Source organism: Nonomuraea sp. NPDC049480 (assembly GCF_044465905.1).
Taxonomy (GTDB): domain Bacteria; phylum Actinomycetota; class Actinomycetes; order Streptosporangiales; family Streptosporangiaceae; genus Nonomuraea.
This window is the reverse complement of record NZ_JBITMD010000016.1, coordinates 208,041-225,264: the sequence shown is the minus strand read 5'-3', so window position 1 is coordinate 225,264 and position 17,224 is coordinate 208,041. Positions and strand designations below refer to the sequence as shown.

The window sequence follows — 17,224 nt, the reverse complement described above, 5'->3', positions numbered from 1 at the left end:
CCGTACCCCGTCCGCTTGATCGACAGTGGCGGATCGGGGTCTACAGATGGTCAAGCTGCGTGTCCTCCACGAGCGCGGCCAGGTCGACCCCGTGTTCGCCGAGCTCGGCGACGGTGGCGCAGTAGCCGCGGAGGTAGGTGCGGCCGTTGACGCGGCAGGAGACGCGCAGCAGCGGGCGATCGTCCAGAATGATCGCCTCGACCAGGATGCCGTCCGGGCCTCGCCACTGTCCCATGGGAGACCAGTGTACGTAGTCGGACATAAAGGACGAGTAGCTTAAAACTTCTCGCACGGCTTTGCGTGAAGGTGTGACCCGATCCGGGCGCGCCCCGCCGGGCCGCGTTCCTTGCTCGTGCGCGGGACGGCCGCGGGAGAGGCTGAAGTGACCCACGCGCCTTCGACGCGTTCCTTGCCTGCAAAAATAACTTAGAGTAACTTTTGATGGCATACAGTATTTTGCCGTTCGATGTTAGAGCGCGCGTTCAGATGGGCAGAGGGGCACCCCAGAGCGTTCACCGGCCGTGGCCGCGCCCCCGTGGCGGCCACGGCGCTCGCCCCGGCAGGCCCGGTCCGGGGTGACGACGGCCGCGGGGGCGGCAGAGGCGAATGCCGCCCCCGCGGCCGTCGCGTGTCCCGCACTGTGTCCCGCACTGTGTCCCGCAGTGTGGACAGAACGAGACTCGGGTCGTGGACTCCGTAGACTGTTGGCGTGATTTCCCGTATCGACATGCGCGGTTCCCTCCCGGACAACCTGCGCGACGTGCTGCCCCGCGCTGAGCTCGATGTCGAGGCCGCCCTTGAGCAGGTGCGGCCCATCTGCGAGGACGTGCATCATCGGGGCGTCGCGGCCGTACGGGAGCTGACCGCCAGGTTCGACGGCGTCGAGATCGCCACCACCCGCGTCCCCGCCGAGGCCATCGAGCGCGCGCTCGCCGAGCTCGACCCCAGGGTGCGGGCGGCGCTGGAGGAGTCGATCAGGAGAACCCGGCTGGTCCACCGCGACCAGCGGCGCGCCGACGTCACCACCCAGGTCGTGCCCGGCGGCACGGTGACCGAGCGGTGGGTGCCGGTCGACCGCGTGGGCCTCTACGTCCCCGGCGGCCGCGCGGTCTACCCGTCCAGCGTGGTCATGAATGTCGTGCCCGCCCAGGAGGCCGGCGTCGGCTCGCTGGCCGTGGCCAGCCCGGCGCAGAAAGAGTTCGGCGGGCTGCCGCACCCCGCGATCCTGGCCGCCTGCGCGCTGCTCGGCGTGGACGAGGTCTACAACGTGGGCGGGGCGCAGGCCGTGGCCATGTTCGCCTACGGCACCGAGGAGTGCGCGCCCGCCACCATGGTCACCGGGCCGGGCAACATCTATGTGGCGGCGGCCAAGCGGCTGCTCAAGGGCCGCATCGGCATCGACTCCGAGGCCGGCCCGACCGAGATCGCGATCCTGGCCGACGAGAGCGCCGACCCGGTCCACGTCGCCGCCGACCTGATCAGCCAGGCCGAGCACGACACGATCGCCGCCGCCGTGCTCGTCACCACCAGCCCCGAGCTGGCCGAGGCCGTGGAGAAGGAGCTGCCGGGCCAGGTCTCGGCCACCAAGCACTCCGCGCGCATCGCCGAGGCGCTGAGCGGCCGGCAGTCCGGCATCGTGCTGGTCTCCTCGATCGACGACGGCCTCGCGGTCGTGGACGCGTACGCCGCCGAGCACCTGGAGATCCACACCGCCGACGCCGCCGCCGTGGCCGCGCGGGTCCGCAACGCCGGGGCGATCTTCGTCGGCACGTACGCGCCCGTCTCGCTCGGCGACTACCTCGCCGGGTCCAACCACGTGCTGCCCACGGGTGGCTGCGCCTGCCACTCCAGCGGCCTGTCGGTGCAGTCGTTCCTGCGCGGCATCCACGTCGTCGACTACAGCCGCGAGGCGCTCGCGGAGGCGGCGGCCCACGTGTCGGTCCTGGCCGACGCCGAGGACCTGCCCGCCCACGGCGCCGCGATCCGCGCCCGATTCGACTGGCGAGTGCCCACGGAGACCGAGTGAACCTGGACGATCTGCCCATCCGCGACGACCTGAGGGGCAAGACGCCGTACGGCGCGCCCCAGATCGACGTCCCGGTCCGGCTCAACACCAACGAAAACCCCTACCCGCCCTCCCCGGAGCTGGTCGCCGACCTGGCCGAGGCGGTCCGGGCGCAGGCGGGCGACCTCAACCGCTACCCCGACAGGGACGCCACCGCGCTCCGCGCCGACCTGGCGGGCTACCTCGGCCACGGCCTGCGCACCGAGCAGGTGTGGGCCGCCAACGGCTCCAACGAGGTGCTCCAGCAGATCCTGCAGGCCTTCGGCGGCCACGGCCGCACCGCCATCGGGTTCGAGCCGTCCTACTCGATGCACCCGATCATCACCAGCGGCACCAACACCGAGTGGATCAAGGCCAGCCGCGAGGAGGACTTCTCGCTCGATCCCGGCAAGGCCGTGGCGGCGATCGAGGAGCACCGGCCGGACATCGTGTTCCTGGCCTCGCCCAACAACCCGACCGGCACCGCACAGCCGCTCGCCACGATCGAGGCGATCCTGGCCGCCGCGCCCGGCGTGGTCGTGGTCGACGAGGCCTACGCCGAGTTCGCCCGCGCGGGCACGCCTTCGGCGCTCACGCTGCTGCCCGAGCACCCGCGGCTGATCGTCACCAGGACGATGTCCAAGGCGTTCGCCATGGCCGGCACGCGGCTCGGTTACCTGGCGGCGCATCCGGCCGTGGTGGAGGCGCTGCTGCTGGTGCGGCTGCCGTACCATCTGTCGACCCTCACCCAGACGGCGGCGCGCGTGGCGCTGCGGCACCGCGCGGAGCTGCTGGGCACGGTGGACGCGCTGCGGCGCGAGCGCGACGCGACGGTGGCCTGGCTGCGGTCCAAGGGCCTGGCCGTGGCCGACTCCGACGCCAACTTCGTGCTGTTCGGGCGCTTCCCCGACCGGCGCGCGGTGTGGGAGGGGCTGCTGGAGCGCGGCGTGCTCATCCGCGAGGTGGGTCCGCCCGAATGGCTGCGTGTGTCGATCGGCACCGGCGAGGAGATGGCGGCCTTCCGCGCCGCCCTGGAAGGGGTCCTGCTGTGAGCGAGCGAACCAATGAACACGGCGCTTCTGCGGTTCACAGGACCGACGAAGGAGGGCCTGTGAACCGCGTAGGCCGCGTCGAGCGCGTTACGAAGGAGACCTCGGTCCTGGTGGAGGTCGGTCTCGACGGCACCGGCCGGGTCGAGGTGGCGACCGGGGTCGGCTTCTTCGACCACATGCTGGCCCAGCTCGGCAAGCACGGGTTGTTCGACCTGACCGTCAAGACCGAGGGCGACCTGCACATCGACTCGCACCACACGATCGAGGACACCGCGCTCGCGCTGGGCGCCGCGTTCCGCGAGGCGCTGGGCGACAAGTCGGGCATCCGGCGGTTCGGTAGCGCGTCGTGCCCCCTGGACGAGTCGCTCGCCCAGGTCACCGTCGACCTGTCCGGGCGGCCGTACCTCGTGCACACCGAGCCCGAGGGCATGGCGCCGATGATCGGCCCCGACTACGACACGACGATGACGCGCCACATCCTGGAGTCGCTCGTCGCCCAGGCCGCGATCTGCCTGCACGTGCACGTGCCGTACGGCCGCAACGCCCACCACGTCGTCGAGGCCCAGTTCAAGGCCCTGGCCAGGGCGCTGCGCGAGGCGTCGGAGCCCGACCCGCGCGCCACCGGGGTGCCGAGCACCAAGGGCGTCCTATGACCGACAACCTCATCGCCGGCGTGATGGTGTTCATCGGGCTGTTCCTGATCGGCGGCGTGTTCTCCCTGGCCAGGCAGGGGCTCAAGATCGGAGCCGTCATCTGCGCCGTCGGCGCGGCGATGGCGATCACGGCGGGGGTGCTGTGGTGGTGAACAAGGTCGTCGTCCTCGACTACGGCTCTGGCAATCTGCGGTCGGCCGAGCGGGCGCTGGCCCGGGTCGGCGCCGACGTGACCGTGACGTCCGACTTCGACGCCGCGCTCGAGGCCGACGGGCTGGTCGTACCGGGCGTGGGTGCCTTCGAGGCGTGCATGGGCGGGCTCAAGGCCGTGGGCGGTGAGCAGATCATCGGCCGCCGCCTGGCCGGCGGACGGCCGGTGCTCGGGATCTGCGTCGGCATGCAGATCCTGTTCGCCAGGGGCGTCGAGCACGGCGTGGAGACCGAGGGCTGCGGCGAGTGGCCGGGCACCGTCGAGCGCCTCGACGCGCCCATCCTTCCCCACATGGGGTGGAACACGGTCAAGGCCCCCGCGGGCAGCGTCCTGTTCGCCGGGCTCGACGCCGCCACCCGCTTCTACTTCGTGCACTCCTACGGCGTGCGCGAGTGGGAGCTGCGCACCGGCGAGGGCTTCGCCGAGCCGATCGTCACGTGGGCCGAGCACGGCGTGCCGTTCGTGGCCGCCGTGGAGAACGGCCCGCTCATGGCCACCCAGTTCCACCCCGAGAAGTCCGGCGACGCCGGCGCCACGCTCCTGGCGAACTGGCTGGGCACCCTGTGAGCGAGCGAAGCGAGTGAACGATCAGACACGCGAGCTTCTGCTGACAAGGCTGGCGCTTTTGCTCACAGGGCTGACGGAGGAGGCCCGGTGAGCAAGGAGCGGGCGCGCCGGCGGGCCGAGCGCGAGGCCGAGCGGGCCCGCGCGATCCGTGCCAACGAGGAGCGGCAGGCGCGCCAGGCACGCCGCCGCGCCCTGCTCACCCGCCTCACCCCGCGCCCGGTGCGCGTCGCCCGCCAGGGCGGCCTGCTCGCCCGGCGCCACCGCGCCCAGAACGCCGTGGTGGCGCTCGGCTTCCTGCTCGTCCAGGCGATCGTCTGGCTGCTGTGGGGGTCGCTCTTCGCCAGCTTCGCCGCACTCGTCCTGTCCCTGCTGCTCGTACCCGTTGTCGTGACCCTCGCCTTCGACCGGAGGACCTGAATGTCGCTCGTTTTGCTGCCTGCCGTGGACGTCGCCGACGGCCAGGCCGTACGCCTGGTCCAGGGCGAGGCCGGGACCGAGACCGGTTACGGCGCACCGCTCGCCGCCGCGCTGGCCTGGCAGGAGGCGGGCGCCGAATGGATCCACCTCGTCGACCTCGACGCCGCGTTCGGCCGGGGGAGCAACCGGGAGCTGATCGCCGGCGTGATCGCCCGGCTCGACGTGAACGTGGAGCTGTCCGGCGGCATCCGCGACGACGACTCCCTGACCGCCGCCCTGGCCACCGGCTGCCGGCGGGTCAACATCGGCACCGCCGCGCTGGAGAAGCCCGAATGGTGCCGGAAGATCATCGCCGAGCACGGCGACAGGGTCGCGGTCGGGCTCGACGTGCGCGGCACCACCCTGGCCGCCCATGGCTGGACCCAGGACTCCGGCGACCTGTGGGAGGTGCTCGACCGGCTCGAGGCCGACGGCTGCCCCCGCTACGTCGTCACCGACGTGACCAAGGACGGCATGCTCCAGGGCCCCAACCTCGATCTCTACCGCCAGATCTGCGCCCGCACCGACAAGCCGGTGATCGCCAGCGGCGGCGTCTCCAGCCTCGATGACCTGGTCGCACTCGCTTCTCTCGTCCCGGACGGAGTGGAGGGAGCCATCGTGGGCAGGGCCCTGTACGCTCACGCGTTCACACTGGAAAACGCGCTGGCCGCGGTGCGCGTGTAGCTTCGCCGGGAGGGGGCGGAATGAGCTTCGGTAGCGTCAGCATGCAAAGCACCGGACCAAGGGTGTTCTCTGGCGGCATCTGGGAGGAGAAGTACGGCTACGCGCGTGCCGTGGTCGTCGGAGAGCGGGTGATCGTCTCCGGCTGCACCGCCACGGTCGACGGAGAGGTGCGCCACGTCGGCGACGCCTACAAGCAGAGCCTGACCGCGATCGACATCGCGCTGGAGGCCGTGCTGATGGGCGGGCTCACCCGCGAGGACGTCGTCATGGTCCGCTACTACGTGGTGGAGCAGTGCCACTTCGACCTCGTCGGGCAGGCCATCGCCGAGGTCCTCGGGAAGGTGCGGCCCGCCTGCACGGGAGTGCGTGTGGCCGGCCTGGTAGACCCTAGAATGCTGGTCGAGATCGAAATCGAGGCGTTGCGAGCATGACCGTAGCGGTAAGAGTCATTCCCTGTCTCGACGTGGACGCCGGACGTGTGGTCAAGGGCGTCAACTTCGAGAACCTGCGCGACGCGGGCGACCCCGTCGAGCTGGCCAGGCGCTACGACCAGGAAGGCGCCGACGAGCTGACCTTCCTCGACATCACCGCCTCGTCCGGCGAGCGCGAGACCATGCTCGACGTCGTACGCCGGACCGCCGAGCAGGTGTTCATCCCGCTCACCGTCGGAGGCGGGGTGCGCTCGGTCGACGACGTCAACCGGCTGCTGCGGGCCGGTGCCGACAAGGTGTCGCTCAACACGGCCGCCATCGCCCGGCCCGAGCTGCTCACTGAGGCGTCCCGGCGGTTCGGCGCCCAGTGCGTCGTCCTGTCCGTCGACGCCCGGCGCGCGCCGGGCACCCCCAGCGGATTCGAGGTGACCACGCACGGCGGGCGGCGCGGCACCGGGATCGACGCGGTGGAGTGGGCGGCGCGCGGCGAGGAGCTGGGCGTGGGCGAGATCCTGCTCAACTCGATGGACGGCGACGGGACGCTCGACGGCTACGACCTGGAGATGCTGCGGGCGGTCCGGGCCGCGGTCCGGGTCCCGGTGATCGCCAGCGGCGGGGCCGGGCGCCTGGAGGACTTCCCGCCGGCGGTGGCGGCCGGCGCGGACGCCGTCCTCGCGGCCTCGGTGTTCCACTTCGGCACCCTCAAGATCTCCGAGGTCAAGGACACGCTGCGCCTGGCGGGCCACCCGGTTCGCTGACACCACCCCTGGCCCGCCTCGCGGTCCGGGGGACAGGGCCTGCCTGACCGCCGGCCTGATCGGCTCGCCCGGCCGGATGGCTGACCGGTTCGGCCGACGGTCGGGCCTGCCGCGCGGGCGGCACTGCGGCCGATCGCTCAGAACACCCGCAGGTGGTTGAACAGCTCGTACGACACGTCCTTCGCCGCGAACGCCGCCGCCTCCGAGCGCTTGACCGCCAGGTACGCGCTGCGCCGCAGCGGCCCCAGCGCCTCCATCAGCACCTCGTCCGACTCCAGCGCGTCCAGCGCCTCGTCGAGCGACGACGGCAGGCGAGGGTACCGGCCGGGCCGCGTGTCGGGATCGACGTCCACGGGCTCCCCGGGGTCCAGCTTGCGCCGGATCCCGTCGAGGCCGGCGTGGATGACGGCCCCCAGCGACAGGTACGGGTTCGCGGAGGAGTCCGACGGTTTCAGCTCCAGGTTCGGCTCGCCGGTGGAGCCGAGCGGCGAGCACACCCGTACGGCGGCCTCCCGGTTGTCGGGCCCGTAGACCGCGTACGCGCTGGCCCACGAGCGGGGAGCCAGGCGGCGGAAGCCGTTGACGCTGCCGCACGTCAGCGCGGTCAGCGCCGGCATGTGGGCGAGCAGGCCGCCGATGAAGCCGTCGCGCACCTCCCCGTCCTCGCCGAAGACGTTGTGGGTGTCGTTCCACAGCGACAGGTGCAGGTGGGCGCCGTTGCCCGCCTGGTCGGCCAGCGGTTTGGGAGCCAGCGTGGCCCACATCTGCATGCGCAGGGCCACGCCGCGCACGGTCTCGCGGAACAGCACGTGGTTGTCGGCGGCACGCAGGGCGGGCGCGTGGCGGATCGACAGCTCCTGCTGGCCGGGCCCCAGCTCGGGATGGTAGTGCTCGACCCGCATGCCCTGCGTCTCCAGGGCGTGGATGAGCTTGGTGATGTAGTCGTGCGCCGTGTCGAACCCGGCGTTGGCATAGCACAGCGAGTCGTCGAGCGGCACCAGCCGGTCCGGGCCGCCGGCCGGGTCGGGCAGGCGGCGGCCGAGCGTGAACTCCGGCTCGAACGCCGCGCGCAACGTGTAACCTTCGGTGGCGAGCTCCGCGATCGCGTCCTTGAGGAACGTCCGCGCGCACGCCTCCCAGGGCGAGCCGTCCGGCCGGCACAGGTCCGACAGCATGGCGGCGGCGCCCGGTGCGTGGGGCAACGGGACGTACGTGGCGGGGTCGGGGACAATGCGCACTTCGCCCACCGGGCCCATGTGCTCGACGTCCTGGAGCTGGTCGAGCATGTTCATCGCCATCATGGCCACCGTGTGCCCGATGCCCGTGTTGAGCCGTTCGGCCAACCGCGACCGGGATGCTGCTTTTCCCCGGATCACGCCGCCGTGGTCGGCGTACAGGAACCGGATCAGCTCGATGCCCTCGAGCTCAGCTCGCTCGAGGATGCGCCGCGCCTGCGGGTCGAGCTGATTGGTCTTGGCAGCGCTGAGGCGATCTCTCATTCTGCCTGCGTAACACGATCCGGCACCGCGGGGAAGCACCTGACGCAGACAGAACCTCGGTCAGGTTAGAACACTTGAGAAGAAGACGGCCAACTGGTCGGCTCCTTGCATGATTCCTCCGAGCACTCCGTTGACCGCGGCGGCGGCTTGCTCCGGCCGGGTGAACAGGTAGAAGACCACGAACGCGACAGCCGCGTAGGTGATCACCTTCTTGACCTGCATGGGGGCCTCCTGCAGTCCATTCCCAGCCGTATATACCCGGATCTGGGCGATCACTGGCATCCTCTGCGAAGATGTTCATGATCCTAACCGGGGGGCTTCTTGCCCATGCCATGGTACGGGCTTGAATTCATGCTTGAGCGCCTGCAGCGCCGCGATTTCCGCGATGGGCGAGGCGGATCGGTCAGCCGTCAGATGCCCAGGGAGGCGCCGCGCAGCCGGGTGACGTCGCCGGGCTCGCCGGTCAGCTCCACGCGGGCGTGCTCCTGACGGCCGAAGCAGAACATCAGCAGCTCGGAGGCCGTACCCGTCACTTCCACCCGGGGGCCCTGACGGGGGCCGCCGACCGCCACGCCGCCGCCCAGCCGGTGCAGCACCACGCCCACGGGCGACTTGCGCAGCATCAGCCTGGCGCCGCTCGACACCCGCGCCCAGATGAGCCGGTCGAGGTCGGCGGGCAGCGCGCGCGGCTCCCACGACGGCTGCGCCCGGCGCACGTCCTCGTGGTGCACGAAAAACTCCAGCATGTTGACGGCCTCGTCGAGGGAAGGCAGCAGGCCGTACACGCCGCCCGGCTTCCGTACGAGGCCGACCAGCTCGGGGTAGGGGTGCTTGGCCTTGAGCCCGTTCTGGACCGAGGCGGTGTAGCCGGCCAGCGGCTTGAGCGCGATCCCGCCCATCGCGTCCGGCCGGCGCTCGCGCAGCACCAGGTGGGCGGCCAGGTCATAGGTGGTCCAGCCCGTGCAGAGCGTCGGCGCGTCGGGACCCAGCGCGTCGAATGAGTCGCAAAGCGCGGAACGTTCATCACGAGCATGATTCACGCACTCAACCTTACCGCTGGGAATAACGTGATGATCAGACGTGATGTAGTGACTTACGGATAGACATCGGCTTGAAGGGGGAACTTCCCGAGTGGCGAGCAAGGTCACCTCGGCCGTCATGCGTCAAGGACTGCGCGTCCTTGGGGTGGCCATTCGCACCGAGAAGGTGGTGTTCGCCCTGGCCGTGCTGGCCAGTGCGGTCTACGGCGGCATGACCGTCGCCTCCGCCTGGGCGCTCGGCTGGGCCACCCAGAACGTGGTGCTGCCGACCTTCGCCCAGGACCGCGTCACGTCGGGCGCGCTCTGGACCGGCACGTTCCTCATCGTCGGCGCGGCGCTGCTCAAGGCGTTCGGCGTGGCGGGCCGGCGCATCCTGGCCGGCGTCATGCAGTACCGCATGCAGGCCAGGTCGCGCAGGGACGTCACCAAGCAGTACCTGCGGTTGCCGTTGTCCTGGCACCACCGCCACCCCACCGGCCAGCTGCTGTCGAACGCCAGCTCCGACGCCGAGGCCGCCTGGGCCCCGCTCGCGCCGCTGCCCATGGCCGTCGGCGTGGTCGTCATGCTGGTCACGGCCGCGATAGCGATGCTGCTCACGGACCTGACGCTGGCGGTGGTCGGCTTCCTGATCTTCCCGGCCATCGCCGTGCTCAACCTCGTCTACCAGCGCCGGCTGAGCCCGCTGGCCACCCGCGCGCAGCAGCTGCGCGCCGAGGTCAGCGAGATCGCGCACGAGAGCTTCGACGGCGCCCTCGTCGTCAAGACCCTCGGCAGGGAGGATCTGGAGACCGAGCGGTTCCGGCGCCGCGCCCACGAGCTGCGCGACGCCAACATCGCCGTCGGCCGCGTGCGCGGGCTGTTCGACCCGATGCTGGAGGCGCTGCCCACGCTCGGCGTGCTCGCGGTGCTCGCCGTCGGCGCGCTGCGCCTGTCCACCGGCTCCATCGACTCCGGCGACCTGGTCCAGGTCGCCTACCTCTTCACGCTGCTGGCCTTCCCGATCAGGGCGCTGGGCTGGGTGCTGGCCGAGCTGCCGCGCAGCGTGGTCGGCTGGGAGCGGGTGCAGGCCGTGCTGGAGGCCACCGGCTCCATGGAGTACGGCCGCGAGACCACGACCTCGCCCGGGCCGGCGGCCTTGGAGGTCCGCGGCGTGTCGTACCGCTACGGCAAGGCCGAGGTCCTGCACGACGTCACCTTCGACGTGCCCGCCGCCCGCACCGTCGCCCTCGTCGGCCCCACGGGATCGGGCAAGTCCACGCTGGTGCAGCTCCTCGCCCGGCTGGTCGACCCGGACTCGGGACAGGTCCTCCTCGACGGCGTCGACGTGCGGGAGCTGGCCTACGGCGCCGTCGCCGAGTCGGTGGCCCTGGTGCCGCAGCAGACGTTCCTGTTCGACGACACCGTGCGCGGCAACGTCGCGCTCGGGCTGGACACCGCCGACGAGGACGTGTGGGACGCGCTGCGGCTCGCCCAGGCCGACGGGTTCGTCGGCAGACTCTCCGGCGGCCTCGACACGCGCGTCGGCGAGCGCGGCGCCACCCTGTCCGGCGGCCAGCGCCAGCGCCTCGCCCTGGCCCGCGCCGTCGTGCGCCGGCCGCGCCTGCTCGTGCTCGACGACGCAACCTCCAGCGTGGACCCCCAGGTCGAGGCCAAGATCCTGTACGGGCTCCGCGACGCCGCCGAGGCGTCGACCGTCGTGGTCGTCGCCTATCGCATGGCCACGATCGCGCTCGCCGACGAAGTCGTCTACCTGGACCACGGCCGGGTCGTGGACCGCGGGCCGCACGAGGAGCTGCTTGCCCGCTGCGAGGGGTACCGCAACCTGGTGACGGCCTACGAGCGCGAGGAGGCCGAGCGCGCCGCCATCGACGTCCCCCCGGACGAGACCGGCTCGGAAGAGATCAGCGCTGAAGAGGAAGAAGAGGTCAGCGCATGACCGTGCAGAGCATCCGGCGCAACTCCGACCGCTCCGCGCTGGCCACCGTCCGGCAGGGGCTCTCGCTCACCCCCGAGTTCCGCAAGGGCCTGGCCGTCACGCTGATGCTGGCCGTCGTCGCGACCGTGGGCAAGATCATCGTCCCGATCGCGGTGCAGCAGACGATCGACACGGGGCTCAAGGGCGGCACGCCCGACATGTCGTACATAACCCGCGCCGTCCTGATATGCGCGGCCGCCGTCGTACTCACGGCGCTCGCCGGGTACGTCATGAACGTCCGCCTCTACAAGGCCACCGAGTCGTCCCTGGCCACCCTGCGCGTCCGCGGCTTCCGCCACGTGCACGACCTGTCGGTGCTCACCCAGAACACCGAGCGGCGCGGCGCCCTGGTCTCGCGCGTCACCGGCGACATCGACCAGATCAGCACGTTCATGCAGTGGGGCGGGCTGATGATCATCGTGGCGTTCGGCCAGGTGCTGGTGGCCACCGTGCTGATGTTCGTCTACTCCTGGCAGCTCACGCTGCTGGTGTGGGCCTGCTTCATCCCGCTGATGATCGCCCTGCCGCGCTTCCAGCGGCTGCTGTCGCGGGCGTACACGGTGGTGCGCGAGCGGACCGGCGACATGCTCGCCGCGGTCAGCGAGTCCGTCGTCGGCGCCACCGTCATCCGCGCCTACGCCTCCGAGCGCCGCACCGCCGAGCGCATCGACAAGGCCGTGAACGCCAACCGGGCCGCCCAGGTCAAGGCGCAGACCATCGTCGGCTTCGTCTTCCCGCTGACCGAGATCGTGGCGGCCGTCGCGATCGCCGGGATCGTGCTGCTCGGCGTGCGGCTCGGCCTGTCGGGCGACATCACGCAGGGGCAGCTGGTGGCGTTCCTGTTCCTGGTCACGCTGTTCGTATCGCCGTTGCAGACGGCAACGGAGGTGCTCAACGAGGCCCAGAACGCCGTCGCCGGCTGGCGGCGCATCCTCGGCGTGCTCGACACCCCGCCCGACGTGGCCGACCCCGGCGAGCAGGGCATGGAGCTGCCGCGCGGTCCCATCTCGGTGGCCTTCGAGGACGTGCACTTCTCCTATCCCGGTGGCGCGCCCGTGCTGCGCGAGGTCACGCTGGAGATCCCGCCACGCTCCCGCATCGCGGTGGTGGGGGAGACCGGCTCGGGCAAGACCACGTTCGCCAAGCTCCTGACGCGGCTGATGGACCCGGGCTCGGGCCGCGTCACCATCGACGGCCACGACCTGCGCGACATCCGCTTCTCCTCGCTGCGCGAGCGCATCGTCATGGTGCCGCAGGACGGCTTCCTGTTCGACGGCACGCTGGAGGAGAACATCCGCTACGGCAAGCCGCCGGCGACCCGCGAGGAGATCGAGCTCGCGCTGACCGAGCTGGGCCTGGCCGACTGGCTGGAGGGCCTGCCCGCCGGTCTGGACACGCCCGTCGGCCAGCGGGGCGAGTCGCTGTCGGCCGGCGAGCGCCAGCTCGTCGCCCTGGCCCGCGCCTACCTCGCCGACCCCGACCTGCTCCTGCTGGACGAGGCCACCTCGGCGGTGGACCCGGCCACGGAGGTACGGCTGGCTCGCGCGCTCGAAGGCGTCACCCGCGGCCGCACCGCCATCTCGATCGCCCACCGCCTGTCCACGGCGGAGAACGCCGACGAGGTCCTCGTGTTCGACGCGGGCCGCCTGGTGCAGCGCGGCGCGCACGCCGACCTGGTCGACGAGCCCGGCGTGTACGCCGACCTGCACGCCTCCTGGGTGTCGGCCGCGCACTCGTGATCGTTCATTCGTGTACGGCGGCGAACGTCACGGTCGTCCCCCTCGGCCCCGACACGATCGTGATCTGATCGCACAGCATGCGCGTCAGCCACAGCCCGCGCCCCCGGCCCTCGAACCCCGTGGGCGGGCGCATGTCGCCCACCCACCCCGGTGGCAGCCCCGGCCCCTCGTCGGTCACCTCGCACCACAGCCGGCCGCCGTGCGACCACAGCCGCAGCCGCCCGTGCCCGCCGCCGTGGACCACCGCGTTGGTGGTGATCTCGTTGACCGCCAGCACGAAGTCCTCCAGGTGCCGGCCGGTCAGCCCCTCGTAGGCGGCGTGCTCGGAGACCGCTCTGCGCAGATACGTGATGCGCCCGCGCGCGAAGGCCGCGCGGAGCACCTGCCTACACATGGCGCACTGCGAGGAACTCGTCCGCCCTGATCAGGCGGAGCACCCGCGCCATGGCCTCGCCGCAGACGACCACGGTGGCCCTCTCCGGCCTGGCCATGGCCATGAGGGTCAGCAGCTGCGCCGATCCGGCGTCGATGAAGTCCAGCCGGGAGGCGTCGATCACGACCTCGCCCGGCTCCTTCTCCAGCGGCGCCAGCAGCGACGCGAACGCCTGCCTGTTGGTGAGATCGATCTCGCCCCACACCCGCAGCCCCGGCGGCGAGGAGGTGCCGGCGAAACGCAGCAGCGCCTGCTCGGGCGAGATGGGATGCACGGACGCGGCCCGGTCGATGGCATCGCGCGGGAAGAGGCCACGGTCGTACTGGCACACGGCCGCCAGCCAGCGCTCGCCGAACAGCTCGTTGGCCGCCGCCTCGAACGCCGCCTGCCCGCGCGCGTCCCGCACCCCCCAGGAGGCGTCGACCAGCGCGTACACGCCGTTTTGGCCGTGCTTGCGCGCGCGCTCGTTGGCGTCGGCCAGCCGGCACAGCACCCGCTCGGGGTCGAGGCAGCCGTCGGTGAAGTGGGTGTCCGCGCAGGCCAGGATCTCCACCTGCCCCGCCGACTCCGCGTCGGCGAACCCCGGCACGAGCGGCGCCAGCCAGTCACGCGTCCGTTCCGGGCTGTCCGCATGCGTGATGATCATCACTTTGGAACGGCGGCGCAGCCCGTTCATCGTGAACAGCCGCGTCGTCGTCATCCGCTCGCGCTCGCCGTCGAACGGCAGGCAGACGTGATCCCCCAGATCAGGATCGAGGACAGAGCCCGCGACGTGCACCACGATGGCACGACCTCCCTTAGCATGCGTCGCTTCAAGAAAATACCCCGCACCACGTCATCACGTAGCGCATTCTCTGTAAAACTCACCGTGACGCGATCCCGGCCGGTGTACGTTTTCGGCGGGGCCGCCCGCGCGGGGAGCGAGCGGGCGCGCCTCCGCGGGAGGGGTCATGAGAGACATGGGCGCGGATGTGCTGGAGATGACGCGACGCCTGCACGGCGAGCTCGTGGTGGTCAGCCTGGCGGGGGAGGTGGACGTGGACAACGCCTCCCAGGTCCGGCGGTGCCTCGGCGAGGCGGTGGAGAGCCACGGCCCCCGGCTGGTCGTCGACCTGACCCGGCTGACCTTCATCGACACCACGGGGCTCGGCGTCCTGGTGCGCCAGCTGGCCGACCTGCGCGCACGCGACGGCACGATGGCACTGGTCGCACCGGACGGCCAGGTGCTGCGCCGGCTGCGCAGGACCAACCTGGCCCCGCTGTTCCCGATCTACGACACCCTGTCGCAGGCCCTGGGCTGAGGCCCCCGCATCGGTGACGGGGGCGCGAGGGCGGGCTGGTTGAATGGAGGACATGGCCCTTGATCCCAAGATCGCCGCACGGTTGAAGCGCAACCCCGACGGCCTCGTCCCCGCGATCGCCCAGCAGTACGACACCGGCGAGGTGCTCATGCTGGCCTGGATGAACGACGAGGCGCTGCATCGGACGCTCACCACCGGCAGGGCCACCTACTGGTCGCGCAGCCGCGGCGAGTTCTGGGTGAAGGGCGACACCTCCGGCCACGTCCAGCACGTCAAGTCGGTGGCACTCGACTGCGACGGCGACACCATCCTGGTCAAGGTCGACCAGGCCGGCGCCGCCTGCCACACGGGCGACCGCACCTGCTTCGACGCCGATCGGCTCGAGACCGCGCTCGGCCCGGCGTGATGGACTCCGGCGCCGAGGGCAGGCCCACAGCGGCGCGGAGGGAGCTGTGGGGCTGGCTGGCGCTGACCGTTCTCGGCTGCCTCCTCGTGCTGCTGGCCGCCGGCCGGGCCTGGGTGAGGGTCGCGCAGGCCGGGGCGCAGGCGCCCACCGGCGGCGACCTCGGACCCGCGCTGACCCCCGTGGCGCTGGCCGGCCTGGCCGGCGTGGTGGCCGTGCTGGCCACCAAGGGCGCCGGCCGCCGCGTCGTCGGCGGGCTGCTGGCCCTCTGCGGGGCCGGCGCGGCCGCGGCGACGTGGGCGGCACTGGACGGCGCGGCCGTGACGGGCTGGCTGGGCGAGCACAACGCCCTGCACGGCGCCTCGGGCCTGTCCTGGGAGATCGTGCCGCTCTGGCCCGCCGTGGCGGGGGCCGGCGCGGCCCTGATGCTGGCCGGGGGTGTCCTGGCCATCCTGCGGGGCGGCAGGTGGGCGGGCATGTCGGCCCGGTACGAGCCGGACGCGGCCCCGCGGGCGGACGACGACAAGGCACTCTGGGACGCCCTCGACCGAGGAGACGACCCCACGGACTCCCGATGAATGCGGCTGTGACGAATTCAGCACTGTTCTGAACCTCTGTCGGCTTGGCCGCCGTTTCCTCAATAAGCTGCCGGTGCGACTCGCCACGAAACACTAGGAGCCAGGGGCATGAGCTACGGGGACCAGGGCGGCAACGGGGGCTATGGCGCGCAGCCGCCCGGCGGAGGATACGGCCAGCAGCCGCCCACCGGCGGCGGGTACGGCGGCTACGGCCAGCAGCCCCCGACCGGTGGCGGGTACGCTCAGCAGCCCCCCGGCGGCGGCGCCTACGGCGGCTACGGCCAGCAGCCCCCGAGCTATCCGCAGGAGCAGCTGGGCTACGGCCAGCTGCCGCCCAGCGGCGGGTTCGGCCAGCAGCCCGGCTACGGCTACAACCAGTACGGCCCGCCCCAGCAGCCGCGCCAGACCAACGGCATGGCCGTGGCCTCGATGGTGCTGGGCATCGTCGGTCTGGCTTTCTGCGGTCTGACCAGCATCCCGGGCGTGATCCTCGGCCACATCGCGCTCAACAAGATCAAGCGTACGGGCGAGGAGGGCCAGGGCATGGCCGTGGCGGGCCTCGTCACGTCGTACATCACGGTCGGGCTGTGGCTGCTGACGTGGATGCTCTTCGGTGGCTTCCTGCTGTCCATCCTCGGGATGAGCGCCGCCGCCACGTCCTCCGTCTCCGACTACTGATGGGTAGTCTGTCGGCAACGTAGCCGGACCGTGACGGGCTGCTTGCGGTCCGATTACGAATTGTCCGCAAATTGGGTCTTATTCCACGTGGGGCATGGTTTCTCGCTAGGCTGCCGCGCACTCGCCACAAAGATGACGACATGAGGAGTCCTAGGATGACTTACGGTAACCAGGGCGATGGCGGCTACGGCTCGCAGCCGCCCGGCGGCGGCTACGGCCAGCAGCCCCCGAGCGGCGGGGGCTACGGCCAGCAGCCGCCCAGCGGCGGCGGCTACGGCGGTGGCGGTTATGGCCAGCAGCCCCCGAGCGGTGGCGGCTATGGTCAGCAGCCCCCGAGCGGTGGCGGCTATGGTCAGCAGCCGCCCAGCGGTGGTGGCTACGGCGGTGGCGGTTATGGCCAGCAGCCCCCGAGCGGTGGCGGCTACGGCGGCCAGCAGCCGCCGGACAACCAGCTGGTCCCCGCTATCCTCACCACCCTGTTCTGCTGCCTTCCTTTCGGCATCGTGGCGATCGTCAAGTCGTCGCAGGTGAACCAGAAGTGGCAGGTGGGCGACTACCAGGGTGCGGCGCAGGCGGCCGAGGAGGCCAAGACGTGGTGGAAGCGCAGCCTGATCTTCGGCGCGATCGGGATCGTCGTGATCATCATCGCCTATGTGCTGTTCTTCGTCATTCTCGCCGCGAGCGTGAGCACCACCTACTCCTCGTACTAGGCCGCTCGCGGG

22 protein-coding genes are annotated in these 17,224 nt (G+C 71.4%); 16 read left to right on the top strand and 6 right to left on the bottom strand.

The features are described from left to right. Positions 1-40: 40 nt before the first annotated feature. Entirely contained in the window at positions 41-235 is a 195-nt protein-coding gene (locus ACIBX3_RS37830; protein WP_397125335.1) for a hypothetical protein, read from the bottom strand. Positions 236-709: 474 nt separating this feature from the next. On the opposite strand from ACIBX3_RS37830, the gene hisD reads away from it, so the two are divergent. The 9 genes from hisD (at position 710) to hisF (ending at position 6,856) form a co-directional block, all read left to right on the top strand. Then, on the top strand, positions 710-2,026 hold the full coding sequence (gene hisD, locus ACIBX3_RS37825; RefSeq protein WP_397125334.1) for a histidinol dehydrogenase: 1,317 nt from the start codon (positions 710-712) through the stop codon (positions 2,024-2,026). Beyond that, positions 2,023-3,096: a histidinol-phosphate transaminase gene (locus ACIBX3_RS37820; RefSeq protein WP_397125333.1), complete on the top strand. Its 1,074-nt coding sequence runs from the start codon at positions 2,023-2,025 to the stop codon at positions 3,094-3,096. The genes hisD and ACIBX3_RS37820 overlap by 4 nt, the downstream gene beginning before the upstream one ends. A gap of 59 nt (positions 3,097-3,155) precedes the next feature. Next, positions 3,156-3,749, top strand: coding sequence for an imidazoleglycerol-phosphate dehydratase HisB (gene hisB, locus ACIBX3_RS37815; protein WP_397125332.1), 594 nt, complete (start codon positions 3,156-3,158; stop codon positions 3,747-3,749). After that, a complete protein-coding gene (locus tag ACIBX3_RS37810) occupies positions 3,746-3,901 on the top strand; it encodes a hypothetical protein (protein ID WP_397125331.1) in 156 nt (51 codons plus the stop codon). The genes hisB and ACIBX3_RS37810 overlap by 4 nt, the downstream gene beginning before the upstream one ends. Then, a complete protein-coding gene (gene hisH / locus ACIBX3_RS37805) occupies positions 3,895-4,527 on the top strand; it encodes an imidazole glycerol phosphate synthase subunit HisH (protein ID WP_397125330.1) in 633 nt (210 codons plus the stop codon). Before ACIBX3_RS37810 ends, hisH begins: the two co-directional genes overlap by 7 nt. An 87-nt stretch (positions 4,528-4,614) precedes the next feature. Continuing rightward, on the top strand, positions 4,615-4,944 hold the full coding sequence (locus ACIBX3_RS37800) for a hypothetical protein (protein ID WP_397125329.1): 330 nt from the start codon (positions 4,615-4,617) through the stop codon (positions 4,942-4,944). Next, positions 4,945-5,667, top strand: a complete 723-nt coding sequence (gene priA / locus ACIBX3_RS37795; protein ID WP_397125328.1) for a bifunctional 1-(5-phosphoribosyl)-5-((5-phosphoribosylamino)methylideneamino)imidazole-4-carboxamide isomerase/phosphoribosylanthranilate isomerase PriA — start codon at positions 4,945-4,947, stop codon at positions 5,665-5,667. A 20-nt stretch (positions 5,668-5,687) separates the two neighbouring features. After that, positions 5,688-6,098: a Rid family hydrolase gene (locus ACIBX3_RS37790; protein ID WP_397125327.1), complete on the top strand. Its 411-nt coding sequence runs from the start codon at positions 5,688-5,690 to the stop codon at positions 6,096-6,098. Then, positions 6,095-6,856 carry an imidazole glycerol phosphate synthase subunit HisF gene (gene hisF / locus ACIBX3_RS37785; protein WP_397125326.1) on the top strand — a complete coding sequence of 254 codons (762 nt, stop codon included), beginning with the start codon at positions 6,095-6,097 and terminating at the stop codon, positions 6,854-6,856. The genes ACIBX3_RS37790 and hisF overlap by 4 nt, the downstream gene beginning before the upstream one ends. 137 nt (positions 6,857-6,993) lie before the next feature. On the opposite strand, the gene ACIBX3_RS37780 is transcribed toward hisF, so the two are convergent. The 3 genes from ACIBX3_RS37780 to ACIBX3_RS37770 form a co-directional block, all read right to left on the bottom strand. Next, a complete protein-coding gene (locus tag ACIBX3_RS37780) occupies positions 6,994-8,355 on the bottom strand; it encodes a glutamine synthetase family protein (protein WP_397125325.1) in 1,362 nt (453 codons plus the stop codon). Positions 8,356-8,415: 60 nt separating this feature from the next. Further along, positions 8,416-8,577, bottom strand: coding sequence for a hypothetical protein (locus ACIBX3_RS37775; protein WP_397125324.1), 162 nt, complete (start codon positions 8,575-8,577; stop codon positions 8,416-8,418). A gap of 188 nt (positions 8,578-8,765) precedes the next feature. Beyond that, positions 8,766-9,395 (bottom strand): TIGR03085 family metal-binding protein, encoded by a 630-nt coding sequence (locus tag ACIBX3_RS37770; RefSeq protein WP_397125323.1) that lies wholly within the window; start codon positions 9,393-9,395, stop codon positions 8,766-8,768. 91 nt (positions 9,396-9,486) lie between these two features. Between ACIBX3_RS37770 and ACIBX3_RS37765 the strand changes: the two genes are divergently transcribed. Both ACIBX3_RS37765 and ACIBX3_RS37760 read left to right on the top strand, forming a co-directional pair. Continuing rightward, a complete protein-coding gene (locus ACIBX3_RS37765; RefSeq protein ID WP_397125322.1) occupies positions 9,487-11,331 on the top strand; it encodes an ABC transporter ATP-binding protein in 1,845 nt (614 codons plus the stop codon). Next, positions 11,328-13,109 carry an ABC transporter ATP-binding protein gene (locus ACIBX3_RS37760; RefSeq protein WP_397125321.1) on the top strand — a complete coding sequence of 594 codons (1,782 nt, stop codon included), beginning with the start codon at positions 11,328-11,330 and terminating at the stop codon, positions 13,107-13,109. The genes ACIBX3_RS37765 and ACIBX3_RS37760 overlap by 4 nt, the downstream gene beginning before the upstream one ends. A gap of 4 nt (positions 13,110-13,113) precedes the next feature. On the opposite strand, the gene ACIBX3_RS37755 is transcribed toward ACIBX3_RS37760, so the two are convergent. Further along, positions 13,114-13,491, bottom strand: coding sequence for an ATP-binding protein (locus tag ACIBX3_RS37755; RefSeq protein WP_397125320.1), 378 nt, complete (start codon positions 13,489-13,491; stop codon positions 13,114-13,116). Between the two features lie 4 nt (positions 13,492-13,495). Then, positions 13,496-14,323 carry an MEDS domain-containing protein gene (locus tag ACIBX3_RS37750; protein ID WP_397125319.1) on the bottom strand — a complete coding sequence of 276 codons (828 nt, stop codon included), beginning with the start codon at positions 14,321-14,323 and terminating at the stop codon, positions 13,496-13,498. A 169-nt stretch (positions 14,324-14,492) separates the two neighbouring features. On the opposite strand from ACIBX3_RS37750, the gene ACIBX3_RS37745 reads away from it, so the two are divergent. From ACIBX3_RS37745 to ACIBX3_RS37725, 5 genes are all read left to right on the top strand, one after another. After that, complete coding sequence (locus ACIBX3_RS37745; protein ID WP_397125318.1) at positions 14,493-14,843, top strand: STAS domain-containing protein; 351 nt, start codon at positions 14,493-14,495, stop codon at positions 14,841-14,843. A gap of 43 nt (positions 14,844-14,886) precedes the next feature. Next, the gene (gene hisI / locus ACIBX3_RS37740; RefSeq protein ID WP_397125317.1) at positions 14,887-15,249 is read left to right on the top strand and encodes a phosphoribosyl-AMP cyclohydrolase; all 363 of its coding nucleotides are present in this window, start codon (positions 14,887-14,889) and stop codon (positions 15,247-15,249) included. Beyond that, positions 15,249-15,824 (top strand): Trp biosynthesis-associated membrane protein, encoded by a 576-nt coding sequence (locus ACIBX3_RS37735; protein ID WP_397125316.1) that lies wholly within the window; start codon positions 15,249-15,251, stop codon positions 15,822-15,824. The genes hisI and ACIBX3_RS37735 overlap by 1 nt, the downstream gene beginning before the upstream one ends. 108 nt (positions 15,825-15,932) lie before the next feature. Continuing rightward, positions 15,933-16,502, top strand: a complete 570-nt coding sequence (locus ACIBX3_RS37730) for a DUF4190 domain-containing protein (protein WP_397125315.1) — start codon at positions 15,933-15,935, stop codon at positions 16,500-16,502. Positions 16,503-16,657: 155 nt separating this feature from the next. Beyond that, positions 16,658-17,212 carry a CD225/dispanin family protein gene (locus ACIBX3_RS37725; protein ID WP_397125314.1) on the top strand — a complete coding sequence of 185 codons (555 nt, stop codon included), beginning with the start codon at positions 16,658-16,660 and terminating at the stop codon, positions 17,210-17,212. Positions 17,213-17,224 lie beyond the last annotated feature (12 nt).

Coding starts and splice junctions, on each gene's coding strand:
- ACIBX3_RS37830 (WP_397125335.1), bottom strand. CDS start 235: ATGGGACAGTGGCGAGGCCCGGACGGCATCCTGGTCGAGGCGATCATT.
- ACIBX3_RS37810 (WP_397125331.1), top strand. CDS start 3,746: ATGACCGACAACCTCATCGCCGGCGTGATGGTGTTCATCGGGCTGTTC.
- priA (WP_397125328.1), top strand. CDS start 4,945: ATGTCGCTCGTTTTGCTGCCTGCCGTGGACGTCGCCGACGGCCAGGCC.
- ACIBX3_RS37790 (WP_397125327.1), top strand. CDS start 5,688: ATGAGCTTCGGTAGCGTCAGCATGCAAAGCACCGGACCAAGGGTGTTC.
- hisF (WP_397125326.1), top strand. CDS start 6,095: ATGACCGTAGCGGTAAGAGTCATTCCCTGTCTCGACGTGGACGCCGGA.
- ACIBX3_RS37780 (WP_397125325.1), bottom strand. CDS start 8,355: ATGAGAGATCGCCTCAGCGCTGCCAAGACCAATCAGCTCGACCCGCAG.
- ACIBX3_RS37775 (WP_397125324.1), bottom strand. CDS start 8,577: ATGCAGGTCAAGAAGGTGATCACCTACGCGGCTGTCGCGTTCGTGGTC.
- ACIBX3_RS37760 (WP_397125321.1), top strand. CDS start 11,328: ATGACCGTGCAGAGCATCCGGCGCAACTCCGACCGCTCCGCGCTGGCC.
- ACIBX3_RS37745 (WP_397125318.1), top strand. CDS start 14,493: ATGAGAGACATGGGCGCGGATGTGCTGGAGATGACGCGACGCCTGCAC.
- hisI (WP_397125317.1), top strand. CDS start 14,887: ATGGAGGACATGGCCCTTGATCCCAAGATCGCCGCACGGTTGAAGCGC.
- ACIBX3_RS37735 (WP_397125316.1), top strand. CDS start 15,249: ATGGACTCCGGCGCCGAGGGCAGGCCCACAGCGGCGCGGAGGGAGCTG.
- ACIBX3_RS37730 (WP_397125315.1), top strand. CDS start 15,933: ATGAGCTACGGGGACCAGGGCGGCAACGGGGGCTATGGCGCGCAGCCG.
- ACIBX3_RS37725 (WP_397125314.1), top strand. CDS start 16,658: ATGACTTACGGTAACCAGGGCGATGGCGGCTACGGCTCGCAGCCGCCC.